This window comes from Paraburkholderia sp. 31.1, assembly GCF_014397645.1.
Classification (GTDB): Bacteria; Pseudomonadota; Gammaproteobacteria; order Burkholderiales; family Burkholderiaceae; genus Paraburkholderia; species Paraburkholderia tuberum.
Genome location: NZ_VZQN01000033.1, coordinates 83,231 through 97,258, shown reverse-complemented (window position 1 = coordinate 97,258; position 14,028 = coordinate 83,231). Strand labels below are relative to the sequence as shown.

General features: G+C 62.0%; 12 protein-coding genes and 2 pseudogenes. 6 read left to right on the top strand and 8 right to left on the bottom strand.

All coding sequences use genetic code 11. The features are described from left to right. The 6 genes and pseudogenes from F6X37_RS37075 to F6X37_RS24500 all read right to left on the bottom strand — a co-directional run. Positions 1-331, bottom strand: a pseudogene (locus F6X37_RS37075) (ammonium transporter); the annotation flags it as partial. A gap of 28 nt (positions 332-359) precedes the next feature. Beyond that, positions 360-698: a P-II family nitrogen regulator gene (locus F6X37_RS24520; protein WP_026226100.1), complete on the bottom strand. Its 339-nt coding sequence runs from the start codon at positions 696-698 to the stop codon at positions 360-362. Positions 699-1,389: 691 nt separating this feature from the next. Beyond that, positions 1,390-1,650, bottom strand: coding sequence for a hypothetical protein (locus F6X37_RS24515; RefSeq protein WP_187613074.1), 261 nt, complete (start codon positions 1,648-1,650; stop codon positions 1,390-1,392). After that, positions 1,651-2,058 (bottom strand): hypothetical protein, encoded by a 408-nt coding sequence (locus tag F6X37_RS24510; protein ID WP_187613073.1) that lies wholly within the window; start codon positions 2,056-2,058, stop codon positions 1,651-1,653. A 104-nt stretch (positions 2,059-2,162) separates the two neighbouring features. Beyond that, a complete protein-coding gene (locus F6X37_RS24505) occupies positions 2,163-3,290 on the bottom strand; it encodes an aminotransferase class V-fold PLP-dependent enzyme (RefSeq protein WP_090811602.1) in 1,128 nt (375 codons plus the stop codon). A 146-nt stretch (positions 3,291-3,436) separates the two neighbouring features. Continuing rightward, entirely contained in the window at positions 3,437-3,946 is a 510-nt protein-coding gene (locus F6X37_RS24500; protein WP_187613072.1) for a DUF1269 domain-containing protein, read from the bottom strand. 264 nt (positions 3,947-4,210) lie between these two features. On the opposite strand from F6X37_RS24500, the gene F6X37_RS24495 reads away from it, so the two are divergent. From F6X37_RS24495 to F6X37_RS24475, 5 genes are all read left to right on the top strand, one after another. After that, positions 4,211-4,873: a dihydrofolate reductase family protein gene (locus F6X37_RS24495; RefSeq protein ID WP_184055663.1), complete on the top strand. Its 663-nt coding sequence runs from the start codon at positions 4,211-4,213 to the stop codon at positions 4,871-4,873. A gap of 62 nt (positions 4,874-4,935) precedes the next feature. Further along, positions 4,936-5,883: a pseudouridine-5'-phosphate glycosidase gene (locus F6X37_RS24490; RefSeq protein ID WP_187613081.1), complete on the top strand. Its 948-nt coding sequence runs from the start codon at positions 4,936-4,938 to the stop codon at positions 5,881-5,883. Between the two features lie 304 nt (positions 5,884-6,187). Continuing rightward, positions 6,188-9,493: an adenylate/guanylate cyclase domain-containing protein gene (locus F6X37_RS24485; protein ID WP_187613071.1), complete on the top strand. Its 3,306-nt coding sequence runs from the start codon at positions 6,188-6,190 to the stop codon at positions 9,491-9,493. 118 nt (positions 9,494-9,611) lie between these two features. Further along, entirely contained in the window at positions 9,612-11,057 is a 1,446-nt protein-coding gene (locus tag F6X37_RS24480; protein WP_187613070.1) for an adenylate/guanylate cyclase domain-containing protein, read from the top strand. 226 nt (positions 11,058-11,283) lie between these two features. Continuing rightward, positions 11,284-11,694: a BON domain-containing protein gene (locus F6X37_RS24475; RefSeq protein WP_187613069.1), complete on the top strand. Its 411-nt coding sequence runs from the start codon at positions 11,284-11,286 to the stop codon at positions 11,692-11,694. Positions 11,695-11,799: 105 nt separating this feature from the next. Here F6X37_RS24475 and F6X37_RS24470 read toward each other — a convergent pair. Further along, positions 11,800-12,231, bottom strand: a pseudogene (locus F6X37_RS24470) (glycine cleavage T C-terminal barrel domain-containing protein); the annotation flags it as partial. 8 nt (positions 12,232-12,239) lie between these two features. Continuing rightward, positions 12,240-13,154: an AraC family transcriptional regulator gene (locus F6X37_RS24465; protein WP_090811616.1), complete on the bottom strand. Its 915-nt coding sequence runs from the start codon at positions 13,152-13,154 to the stop codon at positions 12,240-12,242. A gap of 99 nt (positions 13,155-13,253) precedes the next feature. Between F6X37_RS24465 and F6X37_RS24460 the strand changes: the two genes are divergently transcribed. After that, positions 13,254-14,003 (top strand): SDR family oxidoreductase, encoded by a 750-nt coding sequence (locus F6X37_RS24460; RefSeq protein WP_187613068.1) that lies wholly within the window; start codon positions 13,254-13,256, stop codon positions 14,001-14,003. Positions 14,004-14,028: the final 25 nt, after the last annotated feature.

Genomic DNA, 14,028 nt, shown 5'->3' with positions numbered 1-14,028 from the left:
GCGTCGCGAGCACGTTCTTCTTGCGGACCATGCCGCCGTAGAACAGCGCGAGACCCGGGATCGTCATGAACAGCACGAGCGCGGTGGAGGTCAGCATCCACGCGGTGTCGCCGGAGTTGATCTTCGACGAATCGACCGAGAACGGTGCGGTTGGGGCGGCCGGTGCCGATGCAGCGGCATCCGCCGCGGCCGGTGCCGCTGGAGCCGCGGACGCTTGCGCGACCGGTACGGAGGCGGTCGCGGGCGCCGAGGCGTCTTGCGCGAATGCGGAGCCCAGCCCGCCGGCGAGCAATGAGCCGGCCATCAACAATGTCATCAACAGTTTGCGCATCTTTCTTTCCTCTTATCCCAGTGTTTTTTTATAGGGCGTCGGCGCCGGTCTCGCCGGTGCGGATCCGGATCACCTGTTCGATCGGCGTCACGAATATCTTCCCGTCACCAATCTTTCCGGTACGCGCCGCACGCTCGATCGCCTCGATCGCCTGATCGACGATGTCGTCCGGGACGGCGACCTCGATCTTCACTTTCGGCAGGAAATCGACGACGTACTCCGCGCCCCGATACAGTTCGGTGTGCCCTTTCTGACGCCCAAAACCCTTGACCTCCGTAACCGTGATTCCAGAGACGCCAAGCGATGACAAGGCTTCTCGAGCCTCATCAAGCTTGAATGGCTTGATGACCGCACTGATTAGTTTCAATTTGCCTCTCCGTTGACCGTCGATCCCGATGTTGGCCGCGAATGACCGTGGCTCAGCGCGGAGACGTTCAAAGCAACTGTCATGCCATTTGCACGGCGGGTACTGGAGCGGGGAGTTATCGGAGGAGCCGCGCTTCGGGTCCTATGGCGCTCAGATGGATATTGTGAGGAACGGAGCGGGATTGGGCAGCTGACCTGTCAGAAGGCTTCTTAGCGGAATTCGACGTACGGACGGGATGCACCGAGGCACCATGTGCGAGCGCGTTTTCCCGTCGTCCGTCCAATCGGGGGCATGCGTGCACGGTTCTGCCGCTTGTCATTACATATTCATTAATCGAAGCTTCCAGGTTTCCACTCGCACGCCCGACGCTCGCGGAGCGTTCAAGAGGTCGAGCGCAACTCCGCCGTAATAACGTGCAAAGTACGTGGCGTACTTCCGCGACCCGGAGGGAAACAGGATTTGCGTTTGTTGTCACGATCCCGTGACTCCGTAGCATTCGCAAAGCCCCGAACACGCTATACACCGGCCTATTTTCGAAGCGGTACCCGCTTCGACTTGAAAATTGCCGTCGAGGCGGCGCGAGCGGTCCACGGGATCGGGTCGACTACTGTTCAGTGAACCTAACATTCGGTTGACTTCCCGAGGCATTCGTCACCCCCGATGATCCCGTCGAGGGCTTCCATTCAGCAAATCAGTCGTTAGCCGAGGTAATCTTGATGAACGGCCTGAGTTCAGGATTTGAGAGAGCGAGAAGATTGAGCGTCGCCCCGCCGAACCGACGCGCGAACTCATCGTCCAGCGTATTGTTGTAGTCGGCCACCGGCAGTTCTAAAGGAAACTGTCGCGTGGTAACCGCCAGCACCTTTTCAACCTCAAGCGTATAGGAGACCAGTGCCTGCTTTTCCTCCGACCACATGACCACGACACATCGCTTTTGGGGGTGAGTTGCCATTCAATATCTTCTGCATCGTTGATGGTTCTGAAATGCTCTCCGCGAGCACACATCCATGAATCTCTGCCCACCCATTGCCATCCGATAGGCAGTGCATTCGTCCATGTCTCGTTCGTACTGCGCGTGGCATTCTGCCTCGTGCGCTTCGCTCACTCCGCGCGCCGCGATGCTCTGCACATCGTCGCTTATCGCGTCCGGTGTGTACTTGAACGGCTGCGCATTGTCGAAGTTCTGCGGCACGCGTGGGGTGTCGCGGTAGAGCGACCTTAGCATGTCCGCATTGGCCGGTTTCTGCGCGCGCATGGCGGCTGAGCGGGAAGCCTTTTCCCGCTGCTGCCGTATCGCCTGCACGCAGCCCATCATTCTTCTTTGGAACGGTTTCTGTATCGCGCGGGAGATCAGTCGCACAGCCACTTGCAACCGGATGGTGCGCAGCCAGTCGCACCATCCGCGGCGCCGTGCGGCGGCCGGTCGCGAGAGCGAGCCACGCGCACGTGCTTTGGAAAAACGCTCTAAAGAATACTGTCCAACGCCTTGGCGAGCCTGGCGACCACACCTTCGACGTCATGCAGTTTGTCCAGCCCAAATAATCCGACGCGGAAGGTTTTGAAGTCTTCTGGCTCGTCGCATTGAAGGGGAACACCGGCCGCGATCTGCAAGCCGGCATCGGCGAATTTCTTGCCGGATCGTATGCCGTCATCGTCCGTATAGCAAACCACGACGCCAGGAGCCTGAAAACCTTCAGCCGCCACGCTTTTGAAACCTTTGTCACTCATGAGCGAGCGAATGCGCTTGCCGAGTTCAAGCTGCTCGGCTCTGACTTTCTCGAAGCCATATGCCTCGGTTTCCTTCATGACGTCGCGCAGCGTCGCGAGACTGTCCGTGGGCATCGTGGCGTGATAGGCGAACCCGCCGTTCTCGTAGGCTTCCATGATCTGCAGCCATTTCCCCAGATCACAAGCGAAACTGGTGCTGGTCGTTGCGTCGATTCTTTCGCGGGCGAGAGGGCTGAGCATGACCATTGCGCAGCAAGGTGACGCGCTCCATCCTTTTTGCGGTGCGCTGATCAGGACATCGATGCCGCTGGCCTGCATGTCCACCCAGATCGTACCGGAGGCGATGCAATCCAGTACAAACATGCCGCCGACGGCATGCACCGCGTCGGACACCGCGCGCAAGTAGGCATCAGGCAGCATCATCCCGGATGCGGTTTCGACATGCGGCGCAAAGACCAGATCCGGCTTGTTTTCCTTGATCGCAGCGACGACTTCTTCGATCGGAGCCGGTGCATATGCGGCCTGCCTACCTCGTTCGACCGGACGCGCCTTCAACACCACCGATTCAGACGGAATGTCGCCCATGTCGAAAATCTGCGACCAGCGGAAACTGAACCAGCCATTGCGGATGACCAGACACTTCCTGTTCGTCGCGAACTGCCGGGCGACGGCTTCCATGCCGAAAGTCCCGCTGCCCGGGACGATAACGGCCGACTTCGCGTTGTAGACTTTTTTCAGGGCGCCGGAAATATCGCGTACGACTCCTTGAAAGAGCTGCGACATGTGATTGATTGATCGGTCGGTGTAGACGACCGAATATTCGAGGAGTCCATCGCGGTCGACATCGGGAAGTAAACCTGGCACCTTCGCCTCCGGTAATTGACGAGTAAAAGAATCGAAGACAGATTCTAACGAAAGCTGCCTGCAACGGTATCGGCCGAGACGTCCCCGCCCTTATTCGATCGCAGTCGCGCCAAAGGTGGCGCCGCTCACCTCGTCCCGACTGCTTCTCAGGGGAAGATCGGTGTCGTGGGCTCTGCGCCCTCGATATCGGCCTTCGGAAAATGCTGCGCGACCATCTGCTCGATCTCCTGTTCGCGCGATCCAGGCACGTCGGCCATGATCAGGAGCTGGCCGTCACGGATGGCGTCCCGGAAGCGCTCGAGTCGTGCATTCGGTTCGGCGACGCCGATCATCGCGGCCGTCCAGGCCCCGAAGCCGGCACCCGCCAACGTCAACGCGATGACGGCTCCGCCCGCAATAGCGAGCTCCGCGGGAGGAAACGCCAGCGCCACGAGGCCGACGAGCGCTCCGGTCGCACCGCCGAGCGCCACGCCGCGTTCGAGCGAGTGCACGACGTCGCTGCTCTGCAGCAAAGTTGCCTCGGGTAACTGTTCGAGTGCGACGCTGTGATTCGCGAGAACATGGAGATGTCGCCATGTGATCCGCGTCCGCAGCAAGTCGTCTACGATCGCCTTCGCCGTCGACGTGTCAGATGCGAGGAAATAAAGACGTCTCATCTCGACCCTCCATCAATCAAGCCGTCCTCAAACGGGACTATGCCGTTCATCGTACGCCTGCGGCAGGCAAAAGTTGGCTCTTAGCAGGTGCGTGCCGTGTTTGGATGGCTGGTCGCCGCTGTATGCCAGCTTACAAATTCGGAAAACTTCTCCTGGAGACATAGGGTTGAGCAAAAATCTGCTGACAGACTATTTCGCGTAGTTCCGGCAAACCATGCAGCTTTGCGGTCCACATTACGTTAGGCGTCTAAACGGAGGCAAACGATGACACGCGTTCGCGTTGCGGGCTTCACCATTTCGCTCGACGGATACGGTGCAGGCCCGAATCAAGACATCAACAATCCGCTCGGCGTTGGCGGGACGGAACTGCATCAGTGGCTAGTCCCAACACACACGTTCCAGCAAGCCTTGTTCGGCAAGGACGGCGGTACGACCGGGGTTGACGATGATTTCGCCGCCCGCGGCTTTCAGAATGTCGGGGCCTGGATTCTTGGGCGCAACATGTTCGGACCCATTCGTGGGGACTGGCCGGACACAAACTGGAAAGGCTGGTGGGGAGACAATCCACCGTATCACGTTCCAGTCTTCATCTTGACCCATCACGCTCGTCCCCCCATCGAGATGGCAGGCGGCACGACGTTCCACTTCATAACCGGAGGCATTCGCGAGGCGCTCGACCGTGCACGCGAGGCCGCTGCCGGAATGGACGTGCGGATTGGCGGTGGGCCGGACACCATTCAGCAGTATCTTCGCGAGGGCCTCATCGATGATCTGCACATTGCCGTCGCGCCGGTCCTGCTCGGCCGGGGAGAATCGCTGTTCGAAGGGGTCGACTTGCGGGCTCTGGGATACGAATGCGTTGAATTCGTAGCGTCGGAGAAGGCCACGCATGTCGTCCTAAGGCGCCAAGGGCACACGGACGCCTAAGCACTCGCTGAAGGCCTCTTGTACCGCATACTTCAGTGAATCACACCACCGAAAGGATCGACATGGTTGCTGACCTTGCACGCTCCTGGTTGACCTGGAGCGCGCCTGCAGCCGCTGCGCAGGCCTCCGGTCGCCCGCTCGTGGCACTGGAATCGACCATCATCGCCCACGGCATGCCCTACCCGGAGAACGTTCGCACTGCGCGCGAAGTGGAAGCCTTGATCCGTGACGCGGGTGCCGAGCCGGCGACTATTGCGCTGATCGATGGGCGAATCCACATCGGCCTTTCGGATGACGAGCTGGAAACGATCGGCCGATCGGACCACGTCCATAAGGTCAGCCGCCGCGACCTGCCGGCCGTGCTGGCCGGCGGCGGGCTGGGCGCCACGACCGTGGCTGGCACGATGATATGTGCGGCGTTGGCCGGCATCGAGGTCTTCGTCACCGGAGGCATTGGCGGCGTACACCGAGGCGCGCATGAAACCTTTGACATCTCGGCCGACCTGCAAGAACTGGCGAAGACCTCGGTGGCGGTGATCTGTGCCGGTGCGAAGTCCATCCTGGACATCGGGCTCACATTGGAATACCTGGAAACCCACGGCGTGCCGGTGCTCAGTTGCGAACAGGACAATTTTGCGGCGTTCTACACGCGTGACAGCGGCTTTCGCGCGGACTTCAGGCTGGACGACGCGGAGGAACAGGCACGGTTCATTCGCACCAAGTGGGACCTGGGCCTCGACGGCGGTGTGGTGTTGAGCACTCCGGTGCCGGAAGCCGCAGCGATGTCGTTCGAAGAGATCGACGCGCTGACCCAGCAGGCGCTCGACGAGGCCGCTGCACAAGGAATCACCGGCAAGGCCGTCACCCCCTTCCTGCTGGCGCGCATCAAGGCGTTGACAGGCGGGCGCAGCCTGACCACAAACATCGCGCTCGTGAAACACAACGCCGAGGTCGGCGCAAGGCTGGCGCTAGCGTTGGCACGCTCAAAGCCCAGCACAGGCGCGGTGTAGCCTCACTGCCGTTTTGCGCGGCTGGTGATTTCCTTGATGGCCACCGCGCTCATTTCGAGCCAGTGCCGAAGCTGTTCGCCCCGCCGCTATTTGAGGCGCTGACTCGTCGATATCTGCCTCGCGGAAGTCCCAGTCGTCCAATCGGCAACGCGCGAGACGCACCTTCTCCGCTGCTTTCCACCGGTCGACAACCGCGCCCATGGGCGGCAGCGATGCGTCGGCCGCCGCCCCGGGGCGCAGAGCTCCACGAAGCCAGCCCCGTGCTATCTTTGACGGATTCGACACCTTCCTCTCGGGAGGGCGCGTGGACGTCGCCGTGTGGCTGCACAGCCTCGGAATGGAGCGGTATGAACCGGTGTTTCGCGAGAACGCCATCGACGCCGACGTGCTTCGCGACCTCACCGCGGACGATCTGAAAGAACTGGGTATTGCGTCGGTCGGTCATCGCCGCAAACTGCTCGATGCCTTGACTGAATTGCGGGCGCGAACCGGGCCCCGGCATAGCGCCGCGAGCCCAGGCGAGGCGAAAGGCGAACGACGGCAGGTCGCCGTCCTGTTCGCCGATCTGTGTGGCTTCACGCGGATGAGCCGTGAAGTCGACGCGGAGGAAGTACTTGCCGTGCTCGATCGCTACTTCGAGCAGGTTGACCGCACCATCGAGCAGCATGGCGGGCACGTCGACAAGCACGTCGGCGACTGCGTCATGGCAGTATTCGGCGCGCCGGTCGCGCATGGCAATGATGTCGAACGCGCCGTGCGGGCGGCACTCGCGATCAGGGACGGGATGCCCGACCTGTCGCGTGCGCTCGGCCGCCCGGTCTCCGTGCATATCGGCATAGCCGGCGGCGAAGTCGTCGCAAGCGGCACCGGTAGCGCGACTCACAGGGAATACACCGTCACCGGCGACACGGTCAACCTCGCCTCGCGTCTCACCGATGCGGCTGAGCCGGGGACGATCCTGATCTCGGAAAGCGTGCGACGCCCGCTGGCTGACCGCCTGGACTGTGTCGAACGCGGCGCGCTGTCGGTCAAAGGCTTCGCGCAAGCGGTCACGGCGTGGTGTATTGCCGGCCTTCGGCGCGCACGCCCGGGCCGGCCGTTCGTCGGCCGGCATCATGAGATGCGGCAGTTTCGATCCGTGCTCCATTCCTGCCGCGAGACCGGAGGCGGACGCACCGTTCTGCTGCGCGGTGAGGCCGGGATCGGCAAAACACGCCTGGTCGAGGAATTCGAACGCGAGGCACGGGAGTCAGGATTCCTTTCTCATACAGGCCTCGTGCTCGACTTCGGTGCGTCAACCGGACGTGGCGCAATCCAGTCTCTCGTGCGCGGCCTGTTGGCAGCCGACGGCTCAACTGACGGAGCTGCGAGTGCCACTGGCGTCGAGCACGCGCTCGCCAGCGGTTTGATCGACGCTGGCGACGCACTCTTTCTCGAAGATCTGGTCGATTTACCGATGGGGTTCGAGGACCGGGCGGTCTACGACGCCATGGACAATGAAATGCGCGTTCGCGGCCGACGCAACGCCCTGACCCGGCTCGTCCAACGCGCGAGCCGCCAGCAACCTCGGGTACTGGTCGTCGAGGATATTCACTGGTCGGACGAATCGACGCTTCGCGACCTCGCCGGACTATCGGAAACGATGGCGGGATGTCCGGCCGTACTCGTGCTGACAGTGCGGACGCACGGCGATTCGAGTGAAGAGCCGTGGCGCGTGGCGACCGGCGGACCGTATTCGCTGATCGATCTGGGTCCGCTGAGCGCCGGCGACGCGCATGCGATGGCCAGATCGTTTCCCGGGGCGCAGGCAGGTCTGGCGGGACGCTGCATCGAACGGGCGGCGGGCAATCCGCTGTTTCTCGAGCAGTTGCTGAACGATGCGCAGGACGGCGAAGGGACCGGCGTGCCGGGGTCGGTGCGAAGCCTCGTACAGGCGCGGCTGGATCGGCTTGATCCCGCCGATAAGACAGTGCTGCAGGCTGCCTCGGTGCTCGGCCAGTTGTTCGAGAAGGAGGCGGTCGATTTTCTCGTCGATGGCGCCGGCGCCGACGCGGATGCCGGCGTTGCGCTGGAACCGCTTGTGATCGGTCTGCTGTTACGACGTCAAGGCACCGGATTTATCTTCCATCACGCACTGATTCGCGACGCCATTTATGACGGGCTGCTGAAAAGCCGGCGCCGCGATTTGCATCGTCGCGCCGCACAGTGGTACGGCGAACGCGACCTCGTCCTGCGAGCCGAACATCTCGATCGCGCGGGAGAACCCGGGGCAGCGCTCGCCTATTGCGAAGCAGCGCGCTCGCAGGCGTCGGGGCACCGCCATGAAGCCGCGCTCCGGCTTGTCGAACGAGGTCTCGATCTCGCGGATCAACGTAGCGACCGCGCCGCACTCGAGTGTCTACATGGCAACGTCCTGCATGACCTCGGCGACATGAAGTCGGCACTTCATGCATTCGAAATCGCCCTCGAATATGCGACGACGGACGCGGAGCGTTGCCGCGCATGGATCGGGCGGGCCACGGTGAAACGGATCATCGACGATCTCGACGGTGCATGGGCCGACCTCGACTACGCCGCTGAAGCCTCCCAAGGCCTGTTGCGCGAAGAGGCGCGCATTCACTTCCTGCGCGGCAATCTGTGTTTTCCCCGCGGCGATATCGACGGCTGCGTGCGTGAGCACGGGCGCAGCCTTGCCCTCGCGCGCGACGCGTGTGATCCCGAACAGGAGGCGGCCGCGCTCGGCGGCCTTGGCGATGGCGAGTACATGCGCGGCCGGATGATCAGCGCCCACGCGGCCTTCAGCCGCTGCATCGAACTCTGCCAATGCCATGGCTTCGGACGGATCGAGGTGGCCAACCTTCCGATGCAGGCGATCACGACATGGTTTGCCGGCGAAGCCGCGCGCGCACTCGACGCCGCGCTCGCCAGCGTCGCCGCAGCGCAGAAAGTGGGGCATCCCCGCGCGCTCGCCGTCGCCCATCACGCTGCCTGGCACTGCCTGCACGATCGCGCGGAGTGGGATCATGCGTGGGAGCACGTCGCTCCTGCGCTACAGTGCGCGCGCGAGCTGAAATCAAGGCGCTTCGAAGGTGAAGCGCTCGCATTTCGCGCGGAATTGCATCGGGTCGCCGGCCGTCCGCGCGAAGCGCGCGCCGATATCGAAGCGGCGCTGTCGATCAGCCGGGAGACCGGCATGAACTACCTGGGCCCCGCTTATCTCGGCGTGCTCGCGCGCACGACGGACGACCCCGTTGACTTCGCACAGGCGCTCGCGGAAGGCGAAGCTTTGCTCGCGGCCGGAGCGGTGAGCCACAACCACTTTCTGTTTCGACGTGATGCGATAGATGCATGCATCGACCGCAAACGCTGGGATGCGGCCGCGCACCATGCTGCGGCCCTTGAAGACTACGCACGCCGCGAGCCATCGCCCTTTTCCGGATTTTTCGTGGCGCGCGCACGGGCGCTTGTCTCGTATGGAACCGGCAATCGCGATCCGGCATCGCTGAAGGAACTCCAGCGGCTACGGCAGGAGGGCAGCAGCCTGGGTTTCCTTTATGCGCTCCAGGCGATCGAGGCCGCGCTTGCGGGCGAGGCCGATAGAGGAGGATAGGGTCGCCGCGCTCACTCCTGTTGACGCCGTCCAACCATCACCGTATCTTGCAATCCAAGGTAAAGCGACATGACACGGCAGTTGTGTCTGACTGTTTTCCGTTGACCTGGCCACGACGATGAACATTGACGATCGGCTTCTCGAGAGCAAAATGATCGCGATCGAGCAGGCGAGATCATGGAGTCCGCGCGTCATTTCCAAGCTCGAGACTCTGATCAGGAGCGGCGACGAGCTGTCCGTCTACCGGGTCAATCCGCTGGCGTTTGCGCGAGATCGCGGCATAAGCGAGGCTGAATGCATTGACCTCTTTCTTCATGCGGCGCGATACGGATTGTTCGAGATGAACTGGGACGTTCTTTGTCCGCAGTCGGGAATGGTCCTCCACAGCTTCGGATCATTGCGCACTCTCAAGACCCATTACGTCTGTGGGCTATGCGACGTTACGGGCGAAACCGACCTCGACGATTTCATCCAGGTCACGTTTTCAATATCGCCCGAACTTCGGAGGCTGACGTTCCACGATCCCGAGTCGCTTTCCGTTGAAGATTTCCACTGGAAACTGCGATTTAACGGTGACGGTCGGTTCGCCGGCCAGCAAGTCCGGTTTCTCGACTTCTTGCGGGGGCTCGTGCGCGGCCTCACGTTCCTGCCGCCAGGTTCGACGACGACCCTGCAGGCTGTTCTTGGCCCCGGTGCCTTGACGGGTGTGAATGTCGAGACACAAGCCGCTCTCATTGTTCCGATCGCTGGTGAGGCCGCTACCTCGCCGACACTGTTGCAGGTCGGTTATGACGGTCAACGGTTTGCCCCGGCGCTCTCCGTTGTGCCGCCTGGTCCTGTCGTCATTCAAGTAAGGAATACCGGGAGCACGCGCGGGTCGCTGCTCTTGATCAATTGGCCTCCAGAGGTCGTCGCTCAGGCCATCAAGCCGCCGCTCGAATTCGAACCGTATCTCTCCGGCGGGGCGCTGGTGGCGCGACAAACCTTCCGGCGCCTGTTCCGCTCGGAGAACGTTGACGAGAAGGAAGGCCTTGGGATTCGGCAAGTGACGTTCGTTTTCACGGATCTCAAGGGTTCGACGGCCATGTATGAACGCATCGGCGATCTGAATGCGTACGGCCTCGTCAGACAGCATTTCGCCTTGCTCGAGATGATCGCACAACGGTATTCCGGCGCTATCGTAAAGACGATTGGCGACGCTGTGATGGCCGTCTTTTGTCGACCAACGGACGCAGTTTCCGCGTCGTTGAGTATCGTGGAGGAAATCGGGCGCTTCAATCGCGAACGTGGAGAACCGGCGATCATCCTGAAGATCGGGGCACATTGCGGGCCGTCGATTGCGGTGACACTGAACGACAATCTCGATTATTTCGGCCAAGCCGTCAACGTCGCCGCGCGCGTGCAGTCTCTCGCCGAGGCCGGGGAGATTTGCATTTCGGAAGCGCTCTATAGTGCGCCTGGGGTCCGCGACCTCCTTGGTGGCCGCACTGTCGTCGAATTTGAGGCTCCGCTTCGCGGCCTCCAGGGCAGAGCAAGCGTGTATCGCATCGTGTCCGAGTGGTGACGGCTTACCGCGCCGATCTTGCCTCCTCCTGCGGCTATTCTTGTTTGCTCAACGTTGAACCCGACAGGTGCCGTGATGGAGAAGAACGACGCAGCCGGTTTGCTCCCTATGCACGGCGTTCAGCCGCGTTCCGAGGAAACGCTCGCGACCTGGATTTGCTGGTCAAAGAAATCGTTCGACACGGACAGCGGATTTTGCAAGGTTGGCAGAACCCAAAGGAGCCAGCATGACCATAAGCAATGCGAGCAGAATAATCGGCGCAATGTTAATTGCGGCCATCGCGAGCGGCGCGGCCTATGCGAACGCGCAACAAGGTATGAGCGCGACGGCCGGCGCGGTCGCACAAAGGGTGGCGGCCTCGGGCTCGCCGCCTCGACCCAGGCCGGATACTTCGATAGTTCGTGACGTTCGCCGCGCCCTCAGGCGGGTACCGGATATGGATGATTCAGAGATTCACATCAGGGCGAGCCACGGCGTCGTCACGCTCACCGGATCGGTGCCGGAAAGCTGGCAGATCTCGCGCGCTGGCAATGCAGCAAGATCAGTGCTCGGAGTCAAGTCGGTGACGAACAGATTGACAGAGCGAAAGAGCGATGCAGCAAGCATTGAGCAACGTCTCGCGGCATCGGCCGGATAGGCTCGATGTTGATCTCATCACTTCGGGAAGCTCCACGAAGACGCAACGCGCGACTGTTGCGCGAAAACCTGATTTCGGGGTCGTTCTCGCCTCAGCTCGCTGCATTTAGCCCTTCACGCGTTCCGATCGCGGATCGTACGGCGCCCTAAGATGCACGATTGCCCTCACCTGTTCGCCCGCCACGTCGATCGTATAGCGGCCTTGCGTGAGCCACGCGGCATCGGCGGCACCATCGGCACGGTTCACGAAACCCATTGCAACCGGACATCGCAATGTATGCCCAAACGCGGCTGAGGTTACCGCCCCTACCGGCTTGCCGTCGCGCAAGATAGCTTCGCCACCCCACAGCATCAGATGTTCGGCGCCGTCGACCGTCAGGATCGCGAGACGCCGACGCAGCGGCGCCTCGCGCAGACGCAGAAGGGCGTCGCGACCGCGGAAGGCGATGTCCTGGTCGAGCTTGCAGGCGAACGCCAGGCCTGCCTCGAACGGATTGCAATCCGGCGAAAGCTCGCGGCCCCAGGCCCGATAGCCTTTTTATGACGCTATCGAGCGACGACATTCGCTGCGTCTCGAGCATACTGCGTGGGCGGCAGCCCGACATGACGCGTGAACGCGACGCTGAATGCGCTCGCCGAGCCGTAACCGACACGTTCCGCGATCACCGCGATGCTGACTTCGTTCCGGCGCAGCAGGCTCCTCGCGACGGCCATGCGCCACGACAACAGATACTCCATCGGTGCCACGCCGACTGCGCGGCTGAATCGATCGAAGAAAGAGGACCGTGAAAGCGCGGCGGTTTTTGCGAGTTGTGCGATCGTCCAGGGCTTGTGCGGACTCTCGTGCATATGACGGATGGCAAGCGCGAGACGGGCGTCGGCGAGGCCGCGGACGAGTCCGGGCGAGGCGCCTGTCCCCGTGGCTCGCAACGCTTCAATGAAGAGCACCTCGAGCAGTCGCGCCAGCACGACCTCGCGCGCGGGCCGCTGCGCGCGCGATTCTTCCCTCACGAGCTTGACGAGCGTCGCCAGCCTGGGTTCACCGCGCACGTGCGCGAGCTTGGGCAAGAGCGAGACAAGCAAGGCCGCATCCGGCGAACCGAATGCGCACAGGCCCGCAAGCCATTGGGCTTCTGGCGCGACCGATGCATCGCCGAAACGAAAGCTGCCGTCGGGCAGTGCCGCGGGCGCGATATCGGAGACGTCGTCATCGTCGGGCGGGTTGATGCTCGTCATCGTGAAGCTAAAAACTTCGGGCACGAGCACGAAGTCATCGGCCTGAAGAATGAGCGGCTCGCAACCATTGACGGATAGACGGAAGGAACCTTCGAGCACCACGCAATAGAACGGCTGGCCGACTTCCGTGCGGCTCGCGCGCCAGCGCCCGGCGCCGCTCAGCACTTTCGAGAACGTGGGCGTCGGCCTCAGTAATGTGACGATTTCGGCGAGCGGGTCGATCATGATCGGACGATTTCGAATGAAACCTGGACGCTCAATTGTAGCGAGTCCGGGTGGTCAGGACTTATTGTGTTGGGACTGTCACCAACCACAGGATTCGACATGAAGACCGTCTTGATTACCGGTTGCTCGTCCGGCTTTGGCCTCGAAATCGCGCGTTATTTTCTGGATCGCGACTGGCGCGTTATCGCCACGATGCGCGCGCCACGCGAAGACGTCTTGCCGCGCTCCGATCGTCTTTCGATTCTCGCCCTCGACGTGAAGGACCCGCAAAGCATTCGCGCCGTCGTCGATGCCGCCGGTCAGATCGACGTGCTCGTCAATAATGCGGGTATCGGTTTTCTGAACGCGCTCGAAGGAACGCCGATGGACACCGTGCGCGATATCTTCGAGACCAACACGCTCGGTACCATTGCGATGGCGCAGGCCGTGTTGCCGCACTTCCGCGAGCGCCGCGAAGGTGTGATCATCAATGTGACGTCGACCGTCACCTGCAGACCGCTGCATTTGCTGTCGGTCTACACCGCGAGCAAGTCCGCGGTCAACGCGTTCAGCGAATCGCTCGCGCTCGAACTGGAGCAGTTCAATGTGCGCGTGCGTGTCGTGCTGCCGGGGCGCGCGCCTTCCACCCGCTTCGGCGAGAACGCGCAGGCACGTATGAAAGACGGATTCGCCGAGCCGTACGGCGCGCTCGTAGAGCAGATTTTCGCAAACTGGCAGAAAGAAACGGCCGTCACGCACGCATCGGATGTCGCCGAAGCGGTTTGGCTCGCAGCGACCGATTCATCGAGCCCGTTCAACATCCCCGCCGGCGAGGACGCTGTCGAGTGGTACAACGCGGCCGCTAAATAGGGGTGCCCTCAAGAAACGGATTTTT